At 69.4% G+C, this 24588-nt stretch carries 31 protein-coding genes; all 31 read left to right on the top strand.

The features are described from left to right. Positions 1-156: 156 nt before the first annotated feature. The 31 genes from BJF79_RS43495 (at position 157) to BJF79_RS43355 (ending at position 24544) form a co-directional block, all read left to right on the top strand. Positions 157-609 (top strand): hypothetical protein, encoded by a 453-nt coding sequence (locus tag BJF79_RS43495; protein WP_262403453.1) that lies wholly within the window; start codon positions 157-159, stop codon positions 607-609. Further along, positions 581-2242 (top strand): terminase, encoded by a 1662-nt coding sequence (locus BJF79_RS43490; protein WP_075906301.1) that lies wholly within the window; start codon positions 581-583, stop codon positions 2240-2242. Before BJF79_RS43495 ends, BJF79_RS43490 begins: the two co-directional genes overlap by 29 nt. After that, entirely contained in the window at positions 2239-3660 is a 1422-nt protein-coding gene (locus BJF79_RS43485; RefSeq protein WP_075906299.1) for a phage portal protein, read from the top strand. Before BJF79_RS43490 ends, BJF79_RS43485 begins: the two co-directional genes overlap by 4 nt. Further along, positions 3635-4540: a hypothetical protein gene (locus tag BJF79_RS56655; protein WP_075906297.1), complete on the top strand. Its 906-nt coding sequence runs from the start codon at positions 3635-3637 to the stop codon at positions 4538-4540. The genes BJF79_RS43485 and BJF79_RS56655 overlap by 26 nt, the downstream gene beginning before the upstream one ends. After that, positions 4432-4995 carry an AAA family ATPase gene (locus BJF79_RS67945; RefSeq protein WP_410050219.1) on the top strand — a complete coding sequence of 188 codons (564 nt, stop codon included), beginning with the start codon at positions 4432-4434 and terminating at the stop codon, positions 4993-4995. The genes BJF79_RS56655 and BJF79_RS67945 overlap by 109 nt, the downstream gene beginning before the upstream one ends. Before the next feature lie 5 nt (positions 4996-5000). Continuing rightward, complete coding sequence (locus BJF79_RS43470) at positions 5001-5660, top strand: hypothetical protein (protein ID WP_143220898.1); 660 nt, start codon at positions 5001-5003, stop codon at positions 5658-5660. A gap of 14 nt (positions 5661-5674) precedes the next feature. Further along, positions 5675-6631, top strand: coding sequence for a phage major capsid protein (locus BJF79_RS43465; protein WP_075906293.1), 957 nt, complete (start codon positions 5675-5677; stop codon positions 6629-6631). 152 nt (positions 6632-6783) lie between these two features. Beyond that, positions 6784-7782 (top strand): glycosyltransferase family 4 protein, encoded by a 999-nt coding sequence (locus BJF79_RS43460; RefSeq protein WP_075906407.1) that lies wholly within the window; start codon positions 6784-6786, stop codon positions 7780-7782. 4 nt (positions 7783-7786) lie between these two features. After that, positions 7787-8203 (top strand): hypothetical protein, encoded by a 417-nt coding sequence (locus tag BJF79_RS43455; RefSeq protein WP_262403452.1) that lies wholly within the window; start codon positions 7787-7789, stop codon positions 8201-8203. 3 nt (positions 8204-8206) lie between these two features. Beyond that, positions 8207-8548 (top strand): head-tail adaptor protein, encoded by a 342-nt coding sequence (locus BJF79_RS43450; protein ID WP_075906289.1) that lies wholly within the window; start codon positions 8207-8209, stop codon positions 8546-8548. 19 nt (positions 8549-8567) lie between these two features. Further along, positions 8568-8780, top strand: a complete 213-nt coding sequence (locus BJF79_RS43445) for a hypothetical protein (RefSeq protein WP_075906287.1) — start codon at positions 8568-8570, stop codon at positions 8778-8780. Beyond that, positions 8773-9093 carry an HK97 gp10 family phage protein gene (locus BJF79_RS43440; RefSeq protein ID WP_075906285.1) on the top strand — a complete coding sequence of 107 codons (321 nt, stop codon included), beginning with the start codon at positions 8773-8775 and terminating at the stop codon, positions 9091-9093. Before BJF79_RS43445 ends, BJF79_RS43440 begins: the two co-directional genes overlap by 8 nt. A gap of 2 nt (positions 9094-9095) precedes the next feature. Beyond that, on the top strand, positions 9096-9374 hold the full coding sequence (locus BJF79_RS43435; protein WP_075906283.1) for a hypothetical protein: 279 nt from the start codon (positions 9096-9098) through the stop codon (positions 9372-9374). A 190-nt stretch (positions 9375-9564) separates the two neighbouring features. After that, complete coding sequence (locus tag BJF79_RS43430) at positions 9565-10179, top strand: hypothetical protein (protein WP_262403451.1); 615 nt, start codon at positions 9565-9567, stop codon at positions 10177-10179. Between the two features lie 143 nt (positions 10180-10322). Next, positions 10323-10568, top strand: coding sequence for a hypothetical protein (locus tag BJF79_RS43425; RefSeq protein ID WP_075906279.1), 246 nt, complete (start codon positions 10323-10325; stop codon positions 10566-10568). A gap of 224 nt (positions 10569-10792) precedes the next feature. Continuing rightward, complete coding sequence (locus BJF79_RS43420; protein ID WP_143220897.1) at positions 10793-11002, top strand: hypothetical protein; 210 nt, start codon at positions 10793-10795, stop codon at positions 11000-11002. Between the two features lie 91 nt (positions 11003-11093). Then, positions 11094-15458, top strand: a complete 4365-nt coding sequence (locus tag BJF79_RS43415) for a hypothetical protein (protein ID WP_075906275.1) — start codon at positions 11094-11096, stop codon at positions 15456-15458. A 56-nt stretch (positions 15459-15514) separates the two neighbouring features. Further along, positions 15515-16408, top strand: a complete 894-nt coding sequence (locus BJF79_RS43410; protein ID WP_075906273.1) for a hypothetical protein — start codon at positions 15515-15517, stop codon at positions 16406-16408. Position 16409: 1 nt separating this feature from the next. Then, positions 16410-17645: a Gp37-like protein gene (locus tag BJF79_RS43405; RefSeq protein ID WP_075906271.1), complete on the top strand. Its 1236-nt coding sequence runs from the start codon at positions 16410-16412 to the stop codon at positions 17643-17645. 38 nt (positions 17646-17683) lie between these two features. After that, positions 17684-18622 (top strand): hypothetical protein, encoded by a 939-nt coding sequence (locus BJF79_RS43400; protein ID WP_075906269.1) that lies wholly within the window; start codon positions 17684-17686, stop codon positions 18620-18622. 8 nt (positions 18623-18630) lie between these two features. Continuing rightward, positions 18631-19194 carry a hypothetical protein gene (locus tag BJF79_RS43395; RefSeq protein ID WP_075906267.1) on the top strand — a complete coding sequence of 188 codons (564 nt, stop codon included), beginning with the start codon at positions 18631-18633 and terminating at the stop codon, positions 19192-19194. Beyond that, positions 19194-20180: a hypothetical protein gene (locus tag BJF79_RS43390; RefSeq protein ID WP_143220896.1), complete on the top strand. Its 987-nt coding sequence runs from the start codon at positions 19194-19196 to the stop codon at positions 20178-20180. Before BJF79_RS43395 ends, BJF79_RS43390 begins: the two co-directional genes overlap by 1 nt. A 200-nt stretch (positions 20181-20380) precedes the next feature. Further along, a complete protein-coding gene (locus BJF79_RS43380; protein ID WP_075906261.1) occupies positions 20381-21256 on the top strand; it encodes a hypothetical protein in 876 nt (291 codons plus the stop codon). Continuing rightward, on the top strand, positions 21256-21549 hold the full coding sequence (locus BJF79_RS43375) for a hypothetical protein (protein WP_075906259.1): 294 nt from the start codon (positions 21256-21258) through the stop codon (positions 21547-21549). Before BJF79_RS43380 ends, BJF79_RS43375 begins: the two co-directional genes overlap by 1 nt. 107 nt (positions 21550-21656) lie before the next feature. Continuing rightward, entirely contained in the window at positions 21657-21989 is a 333-nt protein-coding gene (locus BJF79_RS43370; RefSeq protein WP_143220895.1) for a hypothetical protein, read from the top strand. A gap of 572 nt (positions 21990-22561) precedes the next feature. Continuing rightward, complete coding sequence (locus BJF79_RS56645) at positions 22562-22735, top strand: hypothetical protein (protein WP_158079467.1); 174 nt, start codon at positions 22562-22564, stop codon at positions 22733-22735. 41 nt (positions 22736-22776) lie between these two features. Further along, positions 22777-23046 carry a hypothetical protein gene (locus tag BJF79_RS54725; RefSeq protein WP_143220894.1) on the top strand — a complete coding sequence of 90 codons (270 nt, stop codon included), beginning with the start codon at positions 22777-22779 and terminating at the stop codon, positions 23044-23046. Between the two features lie 65 nt (positions 23047-23111). Then, on the top strand, positions 23112-23240 hold the full coding sequence (locus BJF79_RS64395; RefSeq protein ID WP_262403450.1) for a hypothetical protein: 129 nt from the start codon (positions 23112-23114) through the stop codon (positions 23238-23240). Next, entirely contained in the window at positions 23237-23695 is a 459-nt protein-coding gene (locus BJF79_RS54720; protein WP_143220893.1) for a hypothetical protein, read from the top strand. Before BJF79_RS64395 ends, BJF79_RS54720 begins: the two co-directional genes overlap by 4 nt. Next, positions 23632-24162: a hypothetical protein gene (locus BJF79_RS43360; protein WP_075906253.1), complete on the top strand. Its 531-nt coding sequence runs from the start codon at positions 23632-23634 to the stop codon at positions 24160-24162. Before BJF79_RS54720 ends, BJF79_RS43360 begins: the two co-directional genes overlap by 64 nt. A gap of 10 nt (positions 24163-24172) precedes the next feature. After that, positions 24173-24544 carry a hypothetical protein gene (locus BJF79_RS43355; protein ID WP_075906251.1) on the top strand — a complete coding sequence of 124 codons (372 nt, stop codon included), beginning with the start codon at positions 24173-24175 and terminating at the stop codon, positions 24542-24544. Positions 24545-24588: the final 44 nt, after the last annotated feature.

Raw genomic sequence — 24588 nt, 5'->3', positions numbered from 1 at the left:
TCGTCACTCTGTGTTACTGCGGGTGGGGGATCGCCCCCTCGCCCCCCTCACCCCGCACCGGCCTCGTATAGCGCCGGAGATCCATCCCAGGTTTTGGGGCCGATGAGCCCCGATGTTCGTAACCCTACGTAGTTGCCCTGCGTGCCCTGGTGGCGCGTGACCCAGGAGGTCGATATGGGAGCTCGAGGCCCGATTGGTAAGCGCTCTGACCAACGGCATGGCCACCGCACGAAGGCGGAACAGGAGAACGTCACCAAGGTCGAGGTGGATGCCGGGACCGTGCCGGCGATGGAGCCGGACGAGCACTGGCACGAGATCGCCCGGGAGTGGTTCCGCTCGCTGGGGGAGTCAGGTCAGGCAGTGTTCTACGAGCCGTCCGATTGGCAGACGGCACGGTTCGTCGCGGAGGCGATGTCGCGGAACCTGGAGGCCGGGCGGTTCTCGGCGCAGCTGTTCGCGGCCGTACTGTCGGGGATGTCGAGTCTCCTCACCACCGAGGGCGACCGTCGTCGGCTCCGCATCGAGTTGGAACGGGCTCCGAAGGCGGACCCGGATGAGCAGGCGGGCGTGACGGCGATCGATGAGTGGCAGCGTCGTCTCTCCGGCTAACCGGCTCGTCACGGTTCCTCAGGGCGTCCCGGAGCTGACGCTCGGGTGGGAAGTGGTCGGGTGGGCGTCCACCTATCTGCGGCACCCGAACGGTCCGCGGGCCGGGCAGCGCTGGGCGTTCGTGGAGTCGCAGATCCGTTTCCTGCTGTGGTGGTACGCCGTCGATGGGGACGGCAACTGGCTGTTCCGCCACGCCGTGCGGCGGCTGGCGAAGGGGTCAGGGAAGTCGCCGTTCGCCGCGGTGCTGGCGCTCGCGGAGTTCACGGCGCCGGTGCGGCTGAAGGACTTCGCCCCGGACAGGCCCGGCGGCTGCGTCGGTAAGCCGGTGGACATGCCGCTCGTGCAGATCGCCGCGACGGCCGAGTCGCAGACGGCGAACACGATGCGGATGGTGCGGGCCCTGGCCGCCAAGGGCTCGAAGCTCGTACGCGACTTCTCGCTGGATCCAGGGAAGGTCAAGTACTACAAGCCGCCCGAGGGGACGCTGGAGGTCATCACGTCCTCGTCGACCGCGGCGGAGGGCGCCGAGGCGAGCTTCATCGTGGCCGACGAGACCGAGCACTGGCGGCCGGCGAACGGTGGCCCAGAACTCGTGGCGACGCTCGAGGACAACCTGACCAAGTCGGGTTCCCGGATGCTGCAGACCTGCAACGCGTGGAAGCCCGGGATCGGTTCGGTCGCCGAGTCGTCGTGGGATGCGTGGGTGGCGCAGGAGGAGGGCCGGACCCGCGGCGAGTCGCGGATCTTGTACGACGCTCGGATCGCGCCCCCGGACACCGACATGAAGGATCCAGAGTCGCTGGAACGGGCCCTGAAGTTCGTGTATGACGACTGCTTCTGGCAGCAGATCCGCCCGATCATGGAACGGATCTGGGATCCGCAGTCTCGGCCGGACGATTCCAAGCGCAAGTACCTGAACTGGCCGACCGCCCCCGAGGACGCATGGCTGGTGCCTCAGGATTGGACCGTGCTGGCCGACCCGAAGCGGCAGGTGGCCGACGGCGAAGAGATCGTCATGTTCTTCGACGGCAGCAAGAGCCGCGACGCCACGGCGCTGGTCGGGTGCCGGGTCGAGGACGGTCACGTCTTCACCATCGGGATCTGGGAGCCGAACCCATCCCACGACAGCAACGACGTCGTGCCCGTCGCGCAGGTCGACGCGGCCGTGGAGCAGGCGTTTGACCGCTGGCAGGTGCTGGCGTTCTTCGCCGATGTGAAGGAGTGGGAGGGGTTCGCGAAGGTCACGTGGCCTACGCGGTACGCCGACAAGCTTCTGATCATGGCGGTGCCGACGGGTAAGGATCCGCAGCCCATCGCGTGGGACATGCGATCTCACGTCTACGACTTCACGATGGCTGCCGAGCTCGTGGAGGCGGAGATCAGAGAGAAGGCGTTCACCCATGACGACGACGCTCGGCTGACCCGGCATGTGGTGAATCTGCGGCGGCACCCGAACCGGTGGGGCGTGTCGGTGTCGAAGGAGACCCCGGACTCGCCACTGAAGATCGACGCCGGTGTCTGCATGATCGGCGCCCGGATGGTGCGGCGGACCCTGCTGAACAGCCCACAGTGGCAGAAACGCCTGCGCAGACGACGCTCGGCAGGCAAGGGAAGGGTGGTCGTACTGTCATGACGGTCACCGTCCCGGAACTACGTCTGCTGGACCTGTCCGACGACGAGACCCGCCTGATCAACGCACTGCGCGCGGAGCTGATGTCGGCTCGGTTCCCGCTGGAGTTGCGGGACTGCTACTACAACGGTGAGCAGGTCATCCGGGACCTGAAGATCAGCATCCCGCCGCAGCTTCAGGGCCTCCACACGGTCATCGGGTGGCCGCAGATCGGCGTGGACGCGCTCGAGCAGCGCCTCGACATCGAGGCGTGGCGGTACGCGGGCGACCCGGCGTCGTCGGGTGAGCTGGAGGAGATCGCGACCGCGAACCAGTTGCTGGCCGAGTCGGAGCTCGGGCACTTGGACTCGTTCATCTACGGTCGCGCGTACGCCGCGGTCGGGTCGGGGGAGGACGCGGAGGCGCCTCCGCTGATCACGGTCGAGTCGCCGATGGACATGACGGTGGACTACGACGCGCGGCTGCGTGCGGTGCGGGCGTCGCTGCGCCTCTACAAGGTGGGGGAGGAGCAGGCGGCGACGCTGTATCTCCCTGACCAGACGGTGTACGTGGTGCAGTCGGATTCGGGCGGCTGGGAGGTCGTCGACCGGGACATGCACGGACTCGGCATGGTGCCGGTGGTGCGTTTCGCGAATCGGCAGCGGACGTCGGAGCGGGTTGGCCGCAGCGAGATCACGTCGTCGGTCATGGGCATCACGGACGCGGCGTGCCGGACGCTACTCGGGATGGAAGTCGCCCGGGAGTTCTACGGGGCGCCGCAGCGGTACATCCTCGGGGCGTCCGAGAGCGCGTTTCAGGATGCCGAGGGCAACGCGAAGAGCGCGTGGGAGACCTACATCGGTCGGGTGCTGGCGCTCGAGCGGGACGAGGAGGGCGAGGTCCCGCAGGTCGGTACGTTCGCCGCGTACGACCCGTCCGCGTACACGAAGATCGTGGACCTGTATGCGCGGATCATGGCGACGCAGTTGGGCCTGCCGCCGCACTATCTCGGCTACACCACCGACAACCCCGCCAGCGCGGACGCGATCCGCTCCACGGAGGCGCAGTTGGTGAAGCGCGCCGAGCGGAAGCAGACGATGTTGAACACTCCGTGGGCGCAGGTCCTGCAGTTGGCGCTGCTGATCTGGCGGGGCGAGGTGCCGGAGCGGGCGCGGCGCATTGAGACGGTGTGGCGGAATCCGGCGACGCCGACGGTCGCGGCGCAGACCGACGCGGCGGTGAAGTTGGTGCAGGCCGGCATCATCCCCGCGGATTCGGAGGTCGCGCTGGAGATGGTCGGGCTGACGGAGGCTCAGCGGCAGCGGGTCCGCGCCGACCGACAGCGGTCTGCGGGCCGTGCTCAGCTCGCCCGGATCGGGGAGCGCCTCGGTCGGCGTGCGGCGGTAGAGGTCGAGGATGGCGACGCCGACCGCGTCGCGTGAGCAGCAGGCCGCGCAGACCGGCCTGAGCGTGCTGATGTTGCGTGAGCTCGCGGGGACGTGGCGGCTTCTGAACCCGGCGCGGCTTGCAGGGACGATGCCGCAGTGGATCGCCGCGGTCAACGATGTCATCGACCGGTACGGGCAGGCCGCGGGCGCGATGGCGCTCGACTACTACGACGCCGAACGTGCCGCTGCCGGCGTTTCGGGGCGGTCACCGACGACGCTGCTGCGAGAACCAGACCCGGACCAGATCGAGAACTCGCTGCGGTGGGCGACCAAGAATCTCTGGGACCAGGAACTGCTCGACAACGCCGTGGCGCTCGAGCGGGAACTGGAGGAGATCGCCCACGAAGAAGAAGCCGCGATAGCCGACCTCGCCGACTTGGATGAGGACGACCTCGCCGAGATCGGCGAAGACCACCTCGACGAAGAGATCGCCGACCCAGAACCGCAACCGGCGGCCGATGATCCCGCGGGGCAGGCGAGAGCGTCCCGGACAAAGGTCGACGGGATCGCATCGCGGCTCGTCGGGGATGTGGGCCGCGGCGCGATCGTGGACGCCGTTGCCGAGGACCGGGCCGCAGTCGCTGTTGCGCGGAGGGCGGCACCGGACGCGTGCGCGTTCTGCCGGGTGATGGCCATCAGAGGCGCGGTCTACAAGAACGAGCAGACCGCCGGCCGGGCAGCGAACAGCGAGTTCGCCGGCGCAGGCGAGTTCAAGTACCACAACCATTGCCGCTGCTGGGCCACTCCGCTTTTCGAGGGGGAGGAGTGGCAGCCGCAGCCACAGATCGAACTGTGGGAGCAGCAGTACCAGCAGGCCCGTGCGATGCCCGGCGACACGATCTCGAACTTCTACCGGCTGCTGCGGGTGTCGTGACGCGCCGGGTCGTGCTGGTGTGCGGCCCACCGGCGGCAGGCAAAACCACATGGGTCGCGGAGCACGCGGCACCGGGCGACCGGGTCGTGGACCTAGATGGGATCTGCCAGCGGCTCGGTTCCTCCGACAGCCACAATCATCCCGAGCATGTGCGTGCGCAGGCGCGGCGGGTCCGGGTGGCTGAGGAGACTCTCGTCGCCCGGATGAAGTCCGGCACGGCGTGGGTGATCCGCACGATGCCGGAGCCGGAGCGTCGCAACCGTCATGCATCGGCGTTGGGCGCCACGGAGGTGGTGGTGCTGGCGACCGCCGCAGATGAGGCCAGGTCCCGGGCCGCTGCCGCCAGGCGGCCTGCGTGGACAGGCCCTGTGATCGACCGGTGGTGGGACCGCTACCGGCCTTCGACTTCCCGCCTGGAGCGGGAGATTGCCACATCCCAACCCCTGGAGGGTTAACCCCTATGCCCGAAGAGGCTGCCGAGCAGCACACCGAGACCACCGACGTCACCGACGAGGTGGTGGAGCGGCAGGAAACCGAGCCCGCCGGAGACGGTGACGAGACCGGCGAGCAGCAGCCCCAGGAGGGCAGCAAGGCGACCGGTGAACCGTTCGACGAGGCACGTGCGCAGGCGAAGATCCGCAAGGCCAATCAGGAGGCGGCGAATCTTCGGAAGCGGCTGAAGGAACTCGAGCCGCTCGCCGAGGAGGCTCGCCAGGCCAAGGCCGCGCAGCAGACGGAGGCCGAGCGTCTCCAGTCTCAGTTGGGCGAGAAGGAACAGCAGATCGGGGCGCTGCGAGCGCGGGCGGTCAAGAGCGAGGTGCGAGCCCTGGCGGCTGCCACGTTCGCGGACCCGACCGACCCCGAGGCGCTCCTGGACCTGACGTCCTACGCGACCGACGACGGCGACATCGACACCGACGCGATCAAGGTCGACCTCGCCGACCTGTTGGAGCGGAAGCCGCACCTCGGCAAGCCCAAGCCCACCGAACCGGAGCAGCGGCGCCGACCGGCGCCGGACCGGACGCAGGCGTCGGGCGCCAACCAACCCAGAGTCAAGGACCCCGCGGACGAGTTCGCGGGTTTCGTCAATTCGCGGCTGCTGAAGAGCAAGGGCCGCTGAGAAAGGGGTGACCGGTGGCCACCACCGACCCGATCCTGCTGTCGGACATCGACAGCAACCTTCTCCCGCGGAACCTCGCGGGCCCGATCTTCGAGAAGTCGGTGGAGCAGTCGGCGGTCATGTCGCTGGCGATGGAAGCTCCGCTCTCGATCGACGCGAACACCTCCATCCCGATCCCGCTGGACGTGCCGACCGCGGACTGGGTGGGGCAGGGCGCCCGCAAGCCGCTGTCGTCCGGCGGCATCGACGTCAAGCAGATGACGCCGAAGAAGATCGCCGTGCTGATCCCGGTGGCGGAAGAGGTCGTGCGGACCAACGCCGCGGGCCTGTGGACGCAGCTGCAGCGTGACCTGCCGACGGCGTTCGCGCGGGCGTTCGACCACGCCGCGATCCACGGCAAGACGATGAAGGGCGCGGCGGGTCCGTTCACCGAGTACCTCGCCGCGACCACGAACACGGTCGAGCTCGGCACCGCCACGCAGGCGCAGGGCGGCCTGTGGGCCGACCTGGTGAACGGGATGGACCTGGTCGTCGACGGCGACTGGGACTTCACCGGCACCGTCGCCGACCCCCGTCTGAAGCCGAAGCTGCTGCTGGCGACGGACACGACCGGCCGCCCGATCCTGGTCGACACGACCACGCCCGGCACGAACATGGCCGCGGCGGGCACCCTCATCGGTGAGCCGCTGGCGTACTCGCGGGGAGTGTCGGGCAAGCAGCGCCGCCAGTCCACCAGCACCGACACGGGGCTGCGCGCGGTCGGCGGCGACTGGTCGCAGGCCGCGTACGGCGTCGGGATGGACATCACCGTCCGCATCTCGGCGGAGGCGACGTACGTCGACGAGGAGGGCGGCGTCCACTCGGCGTTCCAGGAGAACCTGGTGCTGCTGCTGGCGGAGGCGTTCTACGGCTTCGTCATGGGCGACGCGGAGGCGTTCGTGACCTACACCGCCGCGGGCATCGGTTCGTGACCGAGCCTGCGAAGGCACCGTCGAGGACCCGCAAGGCGCCGCAGCGCAAGTCCCGCCCGAGAACCCCTGCGAAGAAGCCGGCCGTCGAGCAGGCCGCCGCGCCTGCGCCGGCGGTTTCTGTGTTCGAGGGCCTCGGGCGGGCTGCGGTACCGATGCGGATCATCGCGAGGTTCGGGTACTACCCGCCGCGACACAACGCCGGGTCGGAGTGGATGGCGCACTCGCTGCTGCGTGCCCTGGTGGCGCGCGGCCACGACGTCGAGGTGTGGCTGTCGCGGTACTCCCCGGACCGGGAGCCGTACGACATCGACGGTGTGCGGGTGGTCCCGTACGCGGCGCGGCTCGACTTCGGGTCGGCGGCGTGGCGCGCGGACGTGCTGGTGTCGCATCACGAGAACGTGCCGTCGGCGGGTGCGCTCGCCCGGGGGATGGGCCGCCCGTTCGTGGTGATCTGCCACAACACGGCCCCGGCGATCTTCAAGAACGTCGGGCGCGGGTCGACTGCGCTGGCGGTGTACAACAGCTTGCACATGCAGGCCGACGCGGAGGCGTTCTTCTGCGAGTACACCACCAGTCTCCGCCCCACGACGTCGATCGTGGTTCGGCCGCCGGTGTTCGCGGAGGACTACGCCGCCACCCCGGGTGACCGCGTCACGCTGGTGAACCTGAACGCCGACAAGGGCGGGGACCTGTTCTGGCGGCTCGCTGAGCGTCTCCCCGATCTGAAGTTCCTCGGGGTGAAGGGCGCCTACGGGCAGCAGGTCGACGCCCCGCGGAGACTGCCGAACGTGGACGTGGTCGAGCACATGCCCGGCGACCAGATGCGGGAGCAGGTGTACGCCCGCACGCGGGTGCTGCTGATGCCGTCGGCGCACGAGTCGTGGGGCCGTGTCGCGGTCGAGGCGATGGCGTCGGGGATCCCGGTGGTGGCGGCACCGACCCCGGGCCTGTCGGAGTGTCTGGGCGAGGCGGGTGTCTTCGCCGAGCGGGACGACGAGCAGGCGTGGGTGGAGGCGCTGACCGCGCTGACCGACCCGGCGCAGTGGGCGGAGGCGTCGGAGCGGGCGCTGGCGCGGTCCAAGGCGCTGGACCCGGCTGCGGATCTCGCCGCGTGGTGCTCTGCGATCGAGGAGCTCACACCGAAGGGGTGACATCGTGGCGGTCGCCGTCGACGCCGACGAACTACGCGTCTACCTCGGTCTGCCGGACATCGATCAGGACCGCGCCGAGCTGATGCTGGCGCAGGCGACACTGCTGGCCGAGTCGATCGTCACGCCGCTGCCAGACGCCGCGTCCGCAGTGGTGCTGGCGGTGGCGGGCCGCGCGTACGCGAACCCGCAGGGGGTCGCGTACGAGACGGTCGGGCCGGTGAGTGTGCAGCGCCCGCAGGCGGGCCTGTACATGACACGGGACGAGCGCCGCACTCTGCAGCGTCTCGCGGGGCGGGGCGGGGCGTTCACCGTGGATCCGACCCCGGCGGACGCGGACCCGTCCGCGTCGTGGCCGCGGGACTGGGATCTGGACGGTGACGACCCGCGCGGTGTGTGGGTCGACCTCGACAAGGGGTGGTGACGGATGCCGCCGCCGTACCCGATGGGGGAGACGATCACGATCGTCCGTCCGGGGCCGCCGACGCAGGACGAGTACGGCAATGACGTGCCCGGACCGCCGGTCGAGACCGAGGTGGCGGGGTGCGCGGTGTGGCCCCGCACGTCGTCGGAGGACGTCCAGGCCCGCTTGCAGGTGTTGGAGGGACTCAACGTTCTCGCGCCGTACGGGACTGATGTCCGCCCCCATGACCGGGTGCGGGTTCGGGGGCTGCTGTACGACGTCGACGGGGATCCGGGGGAGTGGCGTTCGCCGCTGACCGGGTTCCGCGGCGGCGTGCAGATCGAACTGGCCCGCGTCACCGGCTGACCGTGGAGGGAGACGCCCGATGCCCATGCCCGAACTGGCGGGCGGCGGCGTGCCACCGATGGTGGTGCTGCGGCCCGGTGACCGTGTCCTGGTCGCGCTCACCGAGGACATTCCGACCGAGGACGTTCAGGCGTTCACGGCGCAGTTGCGCCGCTCGTTCCCGACGGTGTCGTTCGTGGTGATCGGCGGGATCGCCGGGGTCGCGGTGCAGGCGGGAGGCGACGATGGCTAGGTCCCGCGGGACCAGGTTCCGGGCCTCCTATAAGGGCATCGGGCAGATGATCCGTTCCCCGGAGATGCAGGCGGAGATGCGGCGCCGCGCCGAGAAGGTCGCGGCGACCGCGGAAGCCACAGCGCCGGTGGACTCAGGGGACTACAAGGGGTCGTTCCAGGTGACGTCGGGGCCCCGCGGTGGCGTCCGGAAGAACCGCGCCTACGGGCGGGTCACCAACACCTCGAATCACGCGGTGTACGTCGAGTACGGCACCTCCCGGACGCCGGCGCGGAGCACCTTGCGGGACGCGCTGCGGGCCGCTGGGGACTGACGGTGTATCCCGACATTGAGCAGCTGCTCGTGGCCTTCTACCAGGCCGAGACGGGGCATCGGGCGTCCACGGATTTGCCCGCGAACGTTGAGGAGATCGTCCCGGTGATCCAGGTGGGCCGGGTGCCCAGTGGTGCCGGGTACCGGCTGGACCGTCCCGTGGTGGACGTGTCGGTGTGGACCCTCAAGGGGCAGCGTGCCCTGTGTTCGCAGGTCGCCCGGGACGTCGCACGCCTCACCACGACCACGCTGGTCGGGCCGCGCCGCCCGCAGGCGTCGTGACGTTCGTGAGCGTTGATGTCGCCCCGTACGAGCTGCCCGACCCCAACCCGAATCTGTGCCGCTACCTGGCCACCTACCGGCTGGCCGCGCACATCTGACCTAATTCGTAAACCCTGGGCCCCGCCGCGTGCGGGGCCTTTCGCATGGGAGGGGCCCGATGCCCACGATTGAGCGGTCCGACGACTTGGCGATGATCGGTATCAACGGCGGTGCGTGGACCGTCGATCTGGGTACCGCGACGCCGACGGCGCCGACCGGGTTCGACAGCCTCACGTCGCCGTGGCTGGCGGTGGGGATGATCTCCGAGGACGGCCTGACGTACGCGATCGACGAGGACTCCGAGGAGTTCAAGGCGTGGGGGCAGACGTCCCCGTTCCGCAAGGTCGTGACCGGCAGCGTGCGGACGTTCCAGATGACGCTGTGGGAGTCGCAGCGTCCGCTGGTGAAGTCGCTGATGTACCGTCTCGCGGTCGCCGACGTCACCCCCGACGCCGAGGGACTCGCCAGCTTCGCGGAGTCGGCAACGCCGGCGCCGGACCGGCGTGCGTGGGTGTGGGACGTGTACGACGGGGTGAGCATGCTGCGGATGTTCGCGCCGGAGGCGGAGATCTCCGAGCGCGGCGACGTGGTCTACAAGGGCGACGAGGTCACCGGCTACGAGGTGACGGTGTCGGTGTACCCGGACGCGGCGGGGAACCTGCTGTACCACACCTCCAAGATCGACCCGGCGTCGCTGCCGGGCGCGGGTCCTGACCCGCGCTGCACCTCGCGGTGCGCCGGCTCCGGTCGGCGCACCGCACAGTGACCCACCCACTTCCTTCGAGGGGAACTCATGACTGCTGCACCCCGGATCATCACCGAGGACGGTGAACCGGTCGTCCACCTGGACCTGGACGCGATGGAGGACGAGCGACCGGCGCCACGTTCACGTTCCGCATCAACGGTGAGGTGTTCACCTGCATCAGCCCGGACGACGCGGACTGGCAGGCCACCGCCGACACCGACACTCCGGGTGGCCTGCGGGCGTTCATCCGTGAGCTCCTCGGCCCGGAGGACTACGAGCGGTTCTGCGAGCAGACGGTCTCCAACCGGAAGCTCAACCAGATCGTGCAGGGCGCGCAGAAGCACTACGGGGTGAGCACGGGGGAATCCTCGGCCTCACCGCGCTCCTCGAAGAAGCAGCGGCGCCGGTAGAGGCCGACCTCCAGCGCTACTACCAGACTGACCTTCGGGACCTGTGGCGGCCGGGCGGGGGTCGGTCGCAGCTGACGTGGCGGCGGCTCCGCAACTTCATCCAGTTCCTGCCGCCCGAGTCCGCCACGAAGACGACGCTGCGCGTCAACCACCCCGACCGGGTCGGGGACGGCGACGCCGACCCTGCAGAAGGGCAGTGGTCCCAGCTCGAGATGCTGGTGGCGATGCTGCTAGACGAGACCCGCTTCGCCCGCTGGGAAGCGTCGGTGTCCCGTCTCGGGAAGGGCGACAAGAAGCCCAAGGAGCCCGAGCCGACCCCGCGGCCGGGGATCAACCGCAAGCGGACCCGCCCGGTCATGCCGCCGCACGTCGCCGAATGGTTCATCGCGCACATGAACGGCGGCGCTCCACCGCAGCTTCCGCCCGCCCACTGACCCAGCGGAATGGGGGTGCGCGGTGGCCTCCATCTCCGTCGGATCCGTCTCCGTCGAAGTCGTTCCTTCCGTCAAGGACTTTGCGTCGCGGATGCGGCGGGAGATGCTCCCGGAGGCCACCAAAATCGGCCGCGAGGTCGGCAAGCGGATCCAGACCGGCATCGAGAAGGAGGTCAAGCCGGTCACCGTCCGCGTGAACATGGGCCAGTCCGTGGCCCGCCTGGAGCGGCTCAAGAAGCTCCTGGAGGAACTCGACGGCCGCAACGCCAACGTCAACGTCCACGTTGAAATGGGTGGCGCGGTCGCCGAACTTCGGCTGCTGCAGCAGCTCGTGTCGCGGCTGGACGGCCGCCGCGTCGACATCAACTTCAACGTCCAGGTCGCGCAGGCGATGGCGCAGATCGCCGCCGCGAACGCCGCCGTCCGGTCGGTCGACAACCGCAAGTTGATCGACATCGACGTCAACACCGGCGGCGCTATGGCAGGCATCGCTGCGCTGCGGGCCTCGCTGATCGGGCTCGGGGTCGTGTCGCTCCCGGCGATCGCGGGGATCGGCGCCGGGCTGGTCGGGCTCGTCGGTCCCCTCACAGCGGCGGGCGCCGGGTTTGCCGGTCTCGCGGGTGTGGCGATCCCCTCGGTGCTGCGGATCCGGGAGGCGCTGCAGGCACAGCAGGCCGCGGAGAAGCAGGGCGCACAGATTTCGCAGCAGGCGCAGTCTCAGGCGATGGCTGCGGCAGGTGCACGGCAGCAGCTTGCTGCGGCGACCCGTAACGCTGCCTATGCGCACCAGCAGGCGCTCGACCAGGTTCGGCAGGCCGAAACGCAGCTTGCGCAGGCACAGCGGTCTGCGCGGCAGGCGCAGGAGGAGCTGAATCAGGCGCGGGTCGACGCCCGCCGCGGCTTGCAGGACATGGCCAACCAGGTCACCGGAGCTCGGCTCGACGAGCGCCAAGCGGTGTTCGATCTGCAGGACGCTGAATCCGAACTTGCGCGACTGCGCGCGGACCCGTCCGCGACCGACGAGCAGATCGCGCGGCAGCGGCTCGTCGCCGACCAGGCCCGGCATCGCCTCAACGAGCAGCGGACCCTTCTGCAGCGGCTCGTGCAGGACGAGAAGGCCGCCCGGCAGGCCGGTGTGGAGGGATCGGACCAGGTCCGGTCCGCACGTGACCGTCTCGCCGCCGCGAACCAGCGCATCGCCGAGTCCGAGCGGGCACTGGCGTCTGCACGCGCGAACGTCGCCCGGGTCGACCAACAGTCCGCCGACCAGATCGCATCAGCGCGCCGCTCGCTGACTCAGGCGACGACCGGGTCGGTCGCCGCGGTGAACAACCTCGCGTTCGCGGTATCGCAACTGACGCCGCTCGAGCGGGACCTCATGGCGGCGTGGCAGGGCCTGACTGCCGCAGGCCGCGAATGGGCCAACAGTCTGCAGCCCGACGTGATCCCCGTCCTCATCAAGGGCATCACGCTGCTGCGGGACCTGCTGCCGTCGTTCACGCCGCTGGTTCGGGGGGCGGCAGGGGCCGTCGGTCAACTGTTGGACCGTGCTTCGGCGGCGGCGCAGTCGCCGTTCTGGCAGCAGTTCGCCCAGTTCATGGGGCAGGCAGCCGGGCCCGCGATCCTGCAGTTGGGCACGCTGGTCGGCAGCGTCCTGACGGCGTTCGCCGGGATCGCGCAGGGGTTCATGCCGATTGGCATGGCGTTCTTGCAGGTCCTCAACGTGGTCGCCGAACGGTTCGCGGCGTTCGCGACCGGGCTCGTCAGCAACCCGGCGTTCCAGCAGTTCGTCAACCAGTTCATCGCTGCGGTGCCGCTGATCGCCGACACGTTGTCGGCGGTCGGGTCGCTGGTCGGGTCGCTGTTCGCTGCGCTCGCGCCCGCGATGCAGCCGGTGCTGCAGTTCGTGCGGACTCTCGCGTCGACGCTGGCTGGCGTGCTGCGGGCGGTGGCGCCCGCGATCCAGTCGGTGTTCGCCGCGCTGGGGCCGGCGCTGTCGGCGGTGCTGTCCGCGCTCGCTCCCGTCGTGGTGCAGCTCGTCAACGCGCTCGCGCCGCTGCTGGTGCAGCTCATCCAGGGGCTGCAGCCGATCCTGATCTCCCTGGTGCCGGTCCTCAGCTCGGTGATCACCGCGCTGGCCCCCGTGATTTCGGCGCTACTGTCCGGGCTACAGCCGGCGATCGCGGCGCTGGTGCCGGTCGTGGGGCTGCTGGTTCAGGCGGTCGGCCGGATCCTCCTCGCCCTCGCGCCGCTCCTTCCGGTCCTCGGCCAGTTCATAGCCGAGCTGATCCAGGGACTCATGCCGATCCTGACGCCGATCGTCAACGCGATCGCGGCGGTGGCGGCGGAGATCGCCGGAGCGTTCATTGAGGCGCTCCGGCAGAGCCTCCCGGCACTGCAGCAGGCCCTCATTGCCGTCGCCGGTCTGCTGCCCGCACTGATCCCGCTCCTACCGATCTTTGCCGAGTTGCTCACCACGATCCTGCCGCTGGTTCCGACGCTGGTGCAGCTCGCCGCGGTGCTGATCACGGCGTTGGTGCCGGTGCTGCGCCTCGCGATCAGCATTGTGGTGCGGTACTGGCAGACGATCGCGTCGCTGCTGCTGCCGGTGCTACGGCTGATGGTGAACGTGGTGCAGTGGGTCGCGGGCATCCTCACCCCGATCATCCAGGGCATCGGCTGGGTCATCCGAGGGCTCGGCACCGTCGCAATGTGGCTGTGGAACAACGCGATCAAGCCCGCGTTCCGGTTCATCGCGAACCTGGCGAAGTGGCTGTACTCGATCATCGTCGTGGCCGTGATCGGCCCGATCATGGTCCAGTTCAAAGTCTGGGCGACGGTCGCGCAGTGGCTGTGGCGGTCGGTCATCCGGCCGGTGTTCTCCGCGATCGGCGGGTTCCTGAAGGCCACCTGGAACAACGTCATCAAGCCCGTCCTGAAGGCGATCTGGGGATTCCTGCGCGACACCCTCGGGCCGGTCTTCAAATGGATCTACAACACGATCATCCGGCCGGTGTGGAACGCGGTCGGATCCGCGATCAAGTGGGTCTGGGAAAACGTCATCAAGAAGGCGTTCGACGCGATCCGTTCCGCCGTTGGGAAGCTCGGCGGCGCGTTCCGTGTCGCCGTCGACGCGATCGGCAAGGCGTGGGACAAGCTGAAGTCCGTCGCCAAGAAGCCGGTGTCCTTCGTGGTGAACACGGTGTTCAACAAGGGCATCGTGGGCGTCTGGAACGCGGTTGCGAACCTGGTGCCGGGCGTGAAGAAGCTCGAGCCGATTCGTGGGTTTGCCGAAGGTGGCGTCTACCCCGGCTACACGCCCGGCCGCGACATCGGCTTCATCGGCGTGTCCGGTGGTGAGGCCATCATGCGGCCCGAGTGGACCCGCGCGGTCGGCCCCGGGTTCGTTGACGCCGCCAACACTGCGGCCCGCACGGGCGGCGTCGGTGGGGTGTCGAAGTTCATGTCCGGCATGTTCGGCGGGAACTTCTTCCTCGGCGGCGTGGTCGACAAGTTCAAGTCCGCCGCGAAGGGGTTCTTCGCCGACGGGCTGAAGAAGTCCGCGTCCCGAGTGTTCAAGCCGCTGCTCGAACTCGCGGACCGGACGCTGGGCGACACCGCCTTCGGCCGGCTCGCCGCGGCGATCCCGCGAGCGCTCATCAGCAAGATCATGGCGTTCTTCGGGCCGCTCGAAGCGAAGATCGGCGGCGACGGGAAGAAGGTCGTCTCCACCGCCGAAAAGTACGTCGGACTGAGCGGTAACCCGAACCGGTTCACGCAGGCGTGGGGACTCAATGGGTTGCCCTGGTGCGGCATGTTCGTCGGTGAGGTGTTCAAGGAAGCCGGCGCGAAGAAGGCGCTCAGCAAGGTGTCGTGGCCGCCGCTGGTGTCGTCGTACACGACCCTGCCGAAGGTGTCTCCGTCGGCTAAGAAGCCCGGCGACCTCGCGCTCTATCGGGGCGACAGCGGCCACATCAACATCTACACCGGCAAGGGCCTCGTCACCGTCGGCGGTAATGAGTCCAACTCCGTCCGCCGCCAGTCCGGGTACATCAGCTCCGCGAGCTCGATCCGCCGACCGGCGTTCGCGACCGGCGGCATCGTCGACATCCGCGGGCTGCTGAACCAGGACCGGCAGGAGAACCGGCCGTCCACCACCCACCCCGGGACGCAAATCCTCCGGGGGCTCACGGGGATGCAGACGTTCGATTCCGGCGGGTGGCTCCCGACCGGCGTGTCGATGGTCTACAACGGCACCGGCTCGCCCGAGCCGGTCCTCACCGACGCACAGTGGGCGCGGATGTCCGATGCCGCCGCCGGCGGCGATGGCGGCACGCATTACCACGCGCACCTGGACGGCATGACCAAGTCCGCGTACGAGTCGCAGATCCGGACGGCGTTCACAGCGATGCAAGTCGCGCAGGCTCAGCGGGACCGCACCGGTAGACGGAGGTAGATGTGCCACTCCTCGGCCGTCCGGGCACATCAGGACCAGTCACTCCACCGTCCGGGGTGGACAGGCAGCCGCTCACCGTCACCTACATCGACCCGGACGGGGGAGAGTGGCCGTGGTCGGCGCCGGACTCACGATGCAGAGTCCTGTCCGTCACCGGTATCGGCGGGCCCCCGACCGCGTACACCGACACGGCGCTGCCCAGTGGGGCGAGCCTCCCGCAGTCCTACGGGGCGGCGAAGCGGTCGATCATCGTGGGGCTGCACGTGTACGACGACGCATCCCAGTCCGGGCTACTGGACCTGCTGGACCAGCTCACGTTCGCGTTGTGGACCGAACGAGCGGGGATCCCGGCGCCGGGCCGTATCGTCCTCGCCCGCCCGAACGGCAGATCTCGCCAGATCGAGGTGTTCTGCACGTCGGGCATCGAGCAGACCGACGAATCCCGCGACGCCTATCAGCGGGATACCGGGTTGGTGTTGACGTTCGAGTCTGGTCTCGACGCCATGTTCTCCGACGCTGATCCGATCGGGCCGCTGGTGTTCGAGGCGCCCCCGGACGTGGGCGGTGTTCCGCCGCTGCTGCCCGTGGTTCTGACGCCTTCGAACACGCTGGGGGAGACGACCATCGTCAACAGCGGGAACGGGGACGCGTACCCGATTTGGACGATCCAGGGCCCCGGTACCCCGACCCTGTCGAACCTCACGACTGGGCGTGAGTTCTCCTTCGCGACGTTGGGGATCGGTGAGGTGGTCACGGTCGACACGCGTCCTGCACGGCAGTCCGCGGTCGACGGGGTCGGCGCGGACCGGTGGGGTGACCTCGTGAAGACGTCCCCGCGGGACCTGTGGACGCTCGTGCCGGGGAAGAACGACCTGAACTTGGAGATCGCGGACGCGGTCGAGGGGTCGAAGATCGAGATGGTGTATCACCGCCGCTGGCTTAGGGCCTGACATGCCGGTCCTGCTCGAGCCGCTCGACCTGGCGACGTTGAAGCGCGGTCGGCCGGTCGTGTTCGACAAGATCGACGTGACCCTCACGCACAACGAGGTCGGCTCCGCTGTCGTGGAGATGCCCGCGAACGCCCGCAACTGGGAGCTGATCCAACTAGACGTCAACGGGGGGCTGGAACCGTTCGGCCTGGTCATGACGTGGAACGACGTCTTCGTTGTGCCGCTGCTGATCGAGGACTGGTCATTCAAGCGCTCCCTCAGCGATGGCCGGATCGTGGAGACACTCACGCTCACGGGCTCGGACTTCCTCAGTCTGCTGGCGAACCGAATCGCTTTTCGGGACGCCTCGCTCGCGTGGACCGCGCAGACCGTCGGGTCTACGACGTTCGGGCCGTGGGCCGCCGAGACGGTCATCAAAACGCTCGTGTACGTGAACCTGGTGACCGCTGGCGATACGGACCGGCGGGTGCCGCTGTTCACCATCGCCACGGATCAGGCCCGCGGCGGAACGGCCTCGTACAAGGTCGCTACTCCGGCGCCGGACGCAGAATCGGGGACGGAGAACGCAACCGTTCAGCAGTCCCTGATGGACATGGTCCGTGCGGTGGACGAACAGTCTCCGATGGGGGTGGAGGTCACCCTCGGGGCCGGAGCGCTGGTGTTCGACTGCTACGTGCCCCGTGACCTCAGCGAGAAGGCCGTGTTCTCCACCGAGCTCGGAAACCTACCCGAGTCGACGCTGACGGTGTCGGCGCCAACGGGGAACGCGGTGCTGGTGCAGTCGAAGGTCGCCGGGGCGACGTTCACCGAAGCCGCTGGGGCCGGTGCGACGAGCCCGTGGCGGCGCGTCGAGCAGTTCACCGACCAGTCGTCCACCGACACGGCCGCCGACGTGACGACCGCGACGAACGAGGCGGTCGCCGCCGGTGCGGGCACGGTCGCGATCGAGGTGACGGTCGTGGACCTCCCGCGGCTGCGGTTCGGTGCCGACGGCGACGGCATCCAGGGGTATCGGGTCGGGGACATCGTCACCCTCGACCTGCGTGACGGGGTCACCTACTCCGACGTCGTGTCCAAAGTGCAGCTCGTCGCGGACAGCAGCGGCGACACCTACACCGAGACGGTGACGCCCACGATCGGTACCGCGTCGGGGGACTCCGATCGGACGATCAGCGCGAAGCTCGCGGCGCGGCTGCGTGCGGTGGAGAAGGCTCTGCGCGGTTCTGTCGCGCCCTGAGCGCCTCTTGCTCTTCGACCCTTTCTTGGAGGTGCCGTATGGCGCTGGACGACGCCTACCCCACGGGTGCGACGCAGCTGGAGACGACCGCGCAGTGGGAGGCGTTCGTCTCGAGTTTCGCCACGGATGGTGTGGTCGCTGGGGTGCGGGGGGAGTTCGCCCCCTACTTGAATTTCGGTGCCCGCACCGCGGCGATGGTGACCGGGGCGGCGCTGATCCGCGGGTTCCGCACCGAGGGCGCCTCGGACACGGCCGTGGCGATCCCCGCGCCGTCAGCGCAGGACCGCGTCGACCGGCTGGTGCTTCGCCTCGATCGCGACTCGGCCACGGCCGCCGGGTGGGTCACGGCCGCGGTCCTGACCGGCACACCGGGCACGTCACCGCAGCCGCCGGCGCTGACGCAGACGACCGACGGGATCTACGAGATCCCGATCTCGAGGTGGACGTCCGCAGCGAACGGGCAGCTGAGCGGGTTCGCGGATGAGCGTGTGATCGCCGCGGCGCCCCCGGTGGAGTTCAACTCGTGGGCGCGGCCGTCGCCGAGCCTGCGGCGGGTCGGGTTCGACCGGACCACCGGTTCCGTGCTGTGGGCCGACGGGACGTCGTGGCGGGTCCTGTCGGAAGACACCGGCTGGATCAACCTGCAGCTGAGCGGAGCCACGGCCGGGCCGAACGCGAACTCCTGGACGAACAACGTCGTCTCGCGGGTGCGGCTCCGGGACCGGCAGGTGCATCTGCGGCTGGCGATCCGCCGCTGGGACGACTACGGGCTGGGCCTGGACGACGCGAACGGATCGGTGCCGTTCATCCTCCCGAGCCTGTACCGCCCGGAGGTGTGGGAGGTCGGGTTCGGCTACCACTCCCGCAGCCCGGTGGTGGTGCGGGTCGAGCCGGACGGCTCCGTCCGCATTTTCCCGCTCGAGACGAACCTCCCGGCCGGGCGGACCATCATCGCCGGCGCCAACTACTTCATCTAGGAGCTCTGATGGCGCGCTACTGGTTCGGTCAGTCCCCGACGGACTGGACGATGGTGCTGGGCACCGGGATCGTGGAGAGCGGCGTCACGTACGCGCCTGTCCAGGCAGCCGGACCGATGACGGTCACGATGTGGTCGGCGGAGACCGGCGGCGTGCAGCACACCGATCTGCTGGACGCGTCGGGGTCCCCGATCACGGAGGTGACGTCGGCGGACGGGTCGGGGACGCTACCGACCGGCACGATCCCCCAGTTCCAAGGGCCTGACGGCATCGCGCAGCTGTGGGCTGATGCTGGCGGCGGCGTCCGGTATCGGATGCTGTCGAGTGACCTCGGTGCGGTCGTGACGACCCAGCAGGCGCAGATCGACAACCTCGAGAACATGGTCACGAACCTGGACGCGCTGACCGCCAACATCGTGCTCGCGGTCGTGTACGACGAGGTGGCGTCGACGTGGCCGACGCGTCCGGCGGTCGCAGGGACCCGGCCCGTGTACTGGCACGGCCCGAACGCGTCCCCGCCGCCCGCGGGGTACATGCAGACGAACGATCAGTTCTTCGGGTGGACTTCCTGATGCCGTTGGTGCGCGCGTATGCGCTGCGGCGGGCCCGGTTGGAGCCGTACGACGGTGGCGCGCCGATCATCCCCCCGGACCCTGACACGGGGCAGGGCGGCGGGGGTGGGACGCCGGGGACGGGAACCGGGCTGCTGGTGGGAGCGGCGATCGATCCGCCGAACCTCACCGCGTACCAGGAAGCGAACTCGACGATGGGGCCGTGGACGTGCCGCCGCGGTTTCGACTCCGGCGGGTTCGCGTCCGGTGGGTTCACCGCGTCCCGGAGCGGCGTGGACGTGGGCCGGTGGGCGAGCGTGTGGTCAGGGAAACCAGATCCGATCCAGATGGCATCCGGCGCTCTGGACTCGGCCGCGAGGACGTTCCTGGCAGGCATCCCGGACAGCCATACCGCGTTCGTGAGCATCTGGCACGAGGCCGACGTCAAGATCAAGCAGGGAAGCGCGCCGTACACCGCATCTCAGTACAAGGCGGCGTGGCGGAAATTCTTCACGTTGGTGAGGGAAGCGCAGGCCACGAAACCGAACCTGTACGGCTGTCTGATCTTCGGGTCCTACTCGTATATCAGCCCCAAGCCCGGGGCCACGCTCGACGAGTTGTGGCCCGGCAACGGCGCCGACGGGCGCCCGTACGTGGACTGTGTCGCCTACGACGGCTACAGCTTCACGGGCTCCGAGACCGGCGAATACATGTGGGGCACGGGCCGCCAGTTCGCCGACGACCACGGCGTCGCGTGGGGGATCGCGGAGGCCGGACTGACCACCGACGTCACCAGCGGCGCCGCGGGCGCGGCATGGATGCAGACCCAAGCGGACTACGCCGCAACGCACGGAGCCGGCCCGCACTCGAGCGCGGCGTTCCTGTGCTGGTTCGGGTCCACCGTCGGGGGCGTCCTGCAGACCCCGCAGTACTACGCCGAGACCCGCACCCGCTCGGGCCTGATCGCGCAGCAGTACTACACGCCGTACACCTCGTACCGTCTCTGACCAGGGAGAATCATGCCGATCGAGCACCGGGCAGGAGCGGGCGCGTCCGACGTCACCGGCGACCTGACCATCACCATCCCCAGCACGGTCGTGTCGGGGGACTTCATGGTGATCACCTGGCATGTCGCGTCGGCCTCGCGGTTTTCCTGCCGGAGGGGTGGGCGTATCTCCCCGAGGCGGGCACTCCTGGACCGCACAGCGTGGGCACGTCCCGCGCCGCCGGGATCTACAAGATCGCTGACGGGGCCGACGCGAACACCGTGTTGGACCTGGGGACAACCGACGAGACCGAGGTCAAGGAGACCTGCCGTTTCAACGCGTGGTCCGGGGTCGACGAGGCCGCGCCGTTCGACGGCGACTCTGTTTTCGCGTCGTCGACCACGGTGAGTGGTACGACCCACCCGTCCCCGTCGATCGTGACGACCGCCGATGGCGCCGTCGTGGTCACTACCGCGAGTTTCAAGGATTCCTCGGTCAGCGCGATCACGGCGCCGACGGGCTGGACGGACCGCGGCAGCAGCACGTCGACGGGCGGCGGTCGATCGTCCACGGCCCACGCGTCCAAGGCGGCGGCGACGGGCGGAAGCTACGGCGGCGAGTCGTGGACGACGGACGCGATCCCGTCCAGCCGGGCGATGTTCACGTTCGCGCTGAAGCCGCAGGTCGCGACGCAGACCGCGCGGCCCGTCAATGACGTGACCGCTACGAACACGACCGACGAGAACTTGGGCACCGTCGACCTGTACACCACGATCGACGAATCGATCCTCAACACGGCCGACTACGTCCGCGCGATCGAGGGCGGTGTCTACGAGGCGCTGCTGGCCACGATGACGGCACCGCCGTCGGAGTCGGGGTTCCAGGTGAAGTACGTGGTGGGCCTCGGGGACGGTGCGGCCTCTGCCACCGTGGACACGTACCTCATGCAGGGTGCCACGCAGATCGCGCACTGGACGGACGAGATAACCGCCGACAATACGACCGTGTCGCACACCCTCACCGGGGTGGAGTTCGATGCGATCACCACCTGGTCGGACCTGCGGATCCGCTGGGTCGCGACGGATCTGAGCGGCTGATGGAAGCACGCATCTACCAGGCGTGGGTGGAGACCGGCCCCGCGCTGCCACGGCCGACCGTCCGGATCTATCAGGCGTACGGGCAGACGGTGGACGCGCCACCTCCGCTGACGGTGCGGATCTACCAGGCGTGGGTGACGGCCGCGGCCGGTGGTGTGGGGACGCTGCGGATCTATCAGGCGTGGGTGACGGCGGCGCTGCCCGCTGATGTGGTGCTGTCGGGCATCAAAGCGGACCGCGGGGGGAGTCTCGGCGGGGTGACCGCGCGGGTGTTCCGAAACGGCGGCCTGTGACTGGCTACTCCTGATGGTGGACGGCGGTGACGATGCCTGATGGGGCGACGAATGCTTGGCGTCTCGATCGGCTTGAGGAGAACCTCCGAGACCTCGCGCAGCGGGCCGTGTCCACCGACCTGTACACGCGGGACCGCACCGAGCATGAGCGGACCATCGCCGATCTGCGGGCGGCGCTCGCCGAAGAGAAGACTGCCCGGCGGGCAGCGGACGAGTCTGCGCGGATGGCGTGGCAGGCGGCTCTGGAAGCAGAGCGGATCGCCCGCGAACGCGCCGACGAGGACGAAGAAGAGGACCGGAAGCGGGACGTCCAGGACATCAAGACGGCGATGGTCAACCGCGGCGTCAGTTGGCGGCAGGCCGTGTATGCCGGGCTCTTCCCGGTGCTGCTGTTTCTGGCCACGGTCTTGCTGCAGCTCAAGGCCGGGACGGGTAAGTAATGGCTGAGCGGGTGCGGAGTATGCGGCGCAACCTCGGCGTCTTCGTGCTGACGGTCGCGGTGGTTGCTCTGGCGTGGTGGGCGTGGCAGTCGGTCCGGGACCTGCAGAAGGACAATGCTCTGCTTTCGCAGCAGGTGCAGCAGCTCGGCGGTGTTCCGCTCAAGTCGCCGAAGCCTGGCCCGACCGGTCCACAAGGTGAACCCGGTGCAGCGGGCGAGCGGGGCAATCCCGGTGAGCGGGGTCCCGCCGGCGCGGCCGGAGAAGCCGGTGCGTCGGGGGAGCCCGGAACACCGGGCGATCCGGGGGAGCAGGGCCCGCAGGGCGCGCCGGGCGAGGTTGGTCCGTCGGGGGCGCCAGGGCAGGCAGGCGCCGACGGGCAGGACGGTGCTCCCGGTTCGCAAGGGCCCGCAGGCCCGCAAGGCGATCCTGGTTCGCCCGGACCGGCAGGTCCGTCGGGCCCGCCGGGGCCGGCGTGCCCCTCTGGCTACACGGTCGAGGAGGTCACGGTCGTGACCGCCACCGGACCGCAGCCCGCCACGATCTGCACCGAGACCGCGGAATAGGGGGACTCGATGCCTCTGGCAGCCGCACGAGCAACCGTCACCGAGCCGAGCAGCCCGGACCTCGCCGCCGCCGTCGCGGCGCTGACCGCGAAGGTCGACGCCCTGCAGCAGACGGTGGACGCGCTTCCTGATGTGGTGGCGGTCAAGGTGGCTGAGGAACTCCGGACACGGCTGGTGTCGTAGAACCGGATCGCCTGCAATGTCGGGGCTGCGGGGTATCGTCGATGCGACCCCTCGAAGCTCCCTCCACGGCCCGTGGCGGCTGTTGTTCTAGGCAGGCGACGATCCTCACCCTCGACGATGTGATGACGCGGTTCGGTGCGCTGACGGATACCGCAGCGCCGCCCGATCATGCGCATGTGCGGGGGACTGTCCTGGCGGTCGGCATGGACTGGCTGCTGCGCATCCCCGCGGGGCCTGCGCGTGACGCGGCGCTCGAGCGGCTGCTCGAGTCCGCCGAGCTCGCCTGCGCGGCCCTGAACACCGCCGACTGACCTTCCTTCTTCATCCTCAGCCGACCCATGGCGGGTCGGCTTTTCGGCATGCGCTGGAGAGGCCGATGGACGACAAGAGCAATGAGGAGCCGGACGTCGAGGAGATCGACGTGCCGCCGATCCCGGAGCCGGACGAGCCCGAGGAGGGCGTGCTGGACCCGGACGACACCTACACCGAGGGGCCGCAGGCATGAAGCTGCAGCGCCGTTCGGCGTTCGGGTGGCCGGGGACCGCGGCCGGATATGCGCCCTGCAAGAACGGGCTCGTCGTGCACTACGACGGCGCGAACAAGGGCTTGGCCCGCAAGCCGCATTCGGCGTGCGTCGACTACTGGAAGTGGTGCCGGCGCTTCCACATGGGGACGCGCGGCTGGGCCGACGTGGGGTACAGCTATGCGGTTTGTGCCCACGGCTACGTCATGGAAGGCCGTGGCTGGCAGCGGCAGCAGGCCGCGCAGCCCGGAGGGAACTCGACCTGGACGAGCGTGACGTTCATGTCGGGGCCCGCGGAGCGTCCGACCGCCGCGCAGATCGGCGCGTCCGCGACCTGCGGAACTGGCTCCGCGGCAAGGGACTCGCCGCAGCCGTGTCGTACCACGGCCGGTTCATCTCGACGACCTGCCCCGGCGCGATCCTGCGCGGCCTCGTGACGTCGGGCGCGCTGATCGCGGGGGACATCAAGGAGGACAAGGACATGCCCGAGTACGTCAGCGTCGGCGTCGACTCCCCGCAGGAGCTCCCGCCGAACGAGTGGGTCACCGTGACGTGGGGCCACGAGTACTCCGACGGTGAGCACCACCATTGGGACAAGGGCGGCTCGTCGTTCGTCATCGGCCCCGCGCGGTACTCGGTGACGGCGAACGTCCGCATCAGCGGGCTGCCGGCCGGTACGGAGATCCAGGCGCGGACGATCGAGCGGCACGAGGACAGCGGGGATGTCGACGGCGGTCCGCTCGCGGAGTACACCGCGTCGGGCGGCGACACGTTCGTCCATTACGCGCTGCCCGCGGACGTCGTGTCGGACAAGCGCCGCGTCCGGTTCCAGGTGATCCACTACGGCACCGCCACCGGACGGATCACCGGTGGCAGCGCCAAGGCGTTCGTGTGGGAGCAGTGAGGAGATCGTCATGAAGATCTGGGGTCGTGAGCCCGCCGTCTGGGTGGGCCTGGTCGCCGTCGCCGTACAAACCCTCGTCGCCTGGGGCGTCGACCTGACCGAGGCGCAGCAGGCCGGCATCAACGCGGTCGCCGCGCTCGCGGTGGGTCTGGTCGTCGCGGTGATGGTGGCGCGGGACCGGATCGTTCCGGCGGCGGCGGGTCTGCTCGTCGGTGTGCTGCAGTTGGCGGTGGCGTTCGGCGCGGACTTCTCGCAGGAGCAGGTCGCGTCGGCGGGCGCGCTGCTCACGGCGGTGTTGGCGGCGTGGCTGCGGACGCAGGTGACGGCGCCGGTCGCGGCGGATGGCAGCCGGGTGCCGAAGGCGCCGGTCGCGGGCCGGTAGCCCTCGGGTACGCGGACGGCCCCCGCGCTTCCCCGGTCTGGGGA

The organism is Actinomadura sp. CNU-125, assembly GCF_001942465.1.
Classification (GTDB): Bacteria; Actinomycetota; Actinomycetes; order Streptosporangiales; family Streptosporangiaceae; genus Spirillospora.
Note: the sequence above shows the minus strand (reverse complement) of the source record. Positions and strands in the feature narration are given on the sequence as shown.

Coding starts and splice junctions, on each gene's coding strand:
- BJF79_RS43490 (WP_075906301.1), top strand. CDS start 581: ATGAGTGGCAGCGTCGTCTCTCCGGCTAACCGGCTCGTCACGGTTCCT.
- BJF79_RS43485 (WP_075906299.1), top strand. CDS start 2,239: ATGACGGTCACCGTCCCGGAACTACGTCTGCTGGACCTGTCCGACGAC.
- BJF79_RS56655 (WP_075906297.1), top strand. CDS start 3,635: ATGGCGACGCCGACCGCGTCGCGTGAGCAGCAGGCCGCGCAGACCGGC.
- BJF79_RS43470 (WP_143220898.1), top strand. CDS start 5,001: ATGCCCGAAGAGGCTGCCGAGCAGCACACCGAGACCACCGACGTCACC.
- BJF79_RS43460 (WP_075906407.1), top strand. CDS start 6,784: ATGCGGATCATCGCGAGGTTCGGGTACTACCCGCCGCGACACAACGCC.
- BJF79_RS43450 (WP_075906289.1), top strand. CDS start 8,207: ATGCCGCCGCCGTACCCGATGGGGGAGACGATCACGATCGTCCGTCCG.
- BJF79_RS43445 (WP_075906287.1), top strand. CDS start 8,568: ATGCCCATGCCCGAACTGGCGGGCGGCGGCGTGCCACCGATGGTGGTG.
- BJF79_RS43440 (WP_075906285.1), top strand. CDS start 8,773: ATGGCTAGGTCCCGCGGGACCAGGTTCCGGGCCTCCTATAAGGGCATC.
- BJF79_RS43430 (WP_262403451.1), top strand. CDS start 9,565: ATGATCGGTATCAACGGCGGTGCGTGGACCGTCGATCTGGGTACCGCG.
- BJF79_RS43420 (WP_143220897.1), top strand. CDS start 10,793: ATGCTGCTAGACGAGACCCGCTTCGCCCGCTGGGAAGCGTCGGTGTCC.
- BJF79_RS43415 (WP_075906275.1), top strand. CDS start 11,094: ATGCGGCGGGAGATGCTCCCGGAGGCCACCAAAATCGGCCGCGAGGTC.
- BJF79_RS43405 (WP_075906271.1), top strand. CDS start 16,410: ATGCCGGTCCTGCTCGAGCCGCTCGACCTGGCGACGTTGAAGCGCGGT.
- BJF79_RS43400 (WP_075906269.1), top strand. CDS start 17,684: ATGGCGCTGGACGACGCCTACCCCACGGGTGCGACGCAGCTGGAGACG.
- BJF79_RS43395 (WP_075906267.1), top strand. CDS start 18,631: ATGGCGCGCTACTGGTTCGGTCAGTCCCCGACGGACTGGACGATGGTG.
- BJF79_RS43390 (WP_143220896.1), top strand. CDS start 19,194: ATGCCGTTGGTGCGCGCGTATGCGCTGCGGCGGGCCCGGTTGGAGCCG.
- BJF79_RS43375 (WP_075906259.1), top strand. CDS start 21,256: ATGGAAGCACGCATCTACCAGGCGTGGGTGGAGACCGGCCCCGCGCTG.
- BJF79_RS56645 (WP_158079467.1), top strand. CDS start 22,562: ATGCCTCTGGCAGCCGCACGAGCAACCGTCACCGAGCCGAGCAGCCCG.
- BJF79_RS54725 (WP_143220894.1), top strand. CDS start 22,777: ATGCGACCCCTCGAAGCTCCCTCCACGGCCCGTGGCGGCTGTTGTTCT.
- BJF79_RS64395 (WP_262403450.1), top strand. CDS start 23,112: ATGGACGACAAGAGCAATGAGGAGCCGGACGTCGAGGAGATCGACGTG.
- BJF79_RS54720 (WP_143220893.1), top strand. CDS start 23,237: ATGAAGCTGCAGCGCCGTTCGGCGTTCGGGTGGCCGGGGACCGCGGCC.
- BJF79_RS43355 (WP_075906251.1), top strand. CDS start 24,173: ATGAAGATCTGGGGTCGTGAGCCCGCCGTCTGGGTGGGCCTGGTCGCC.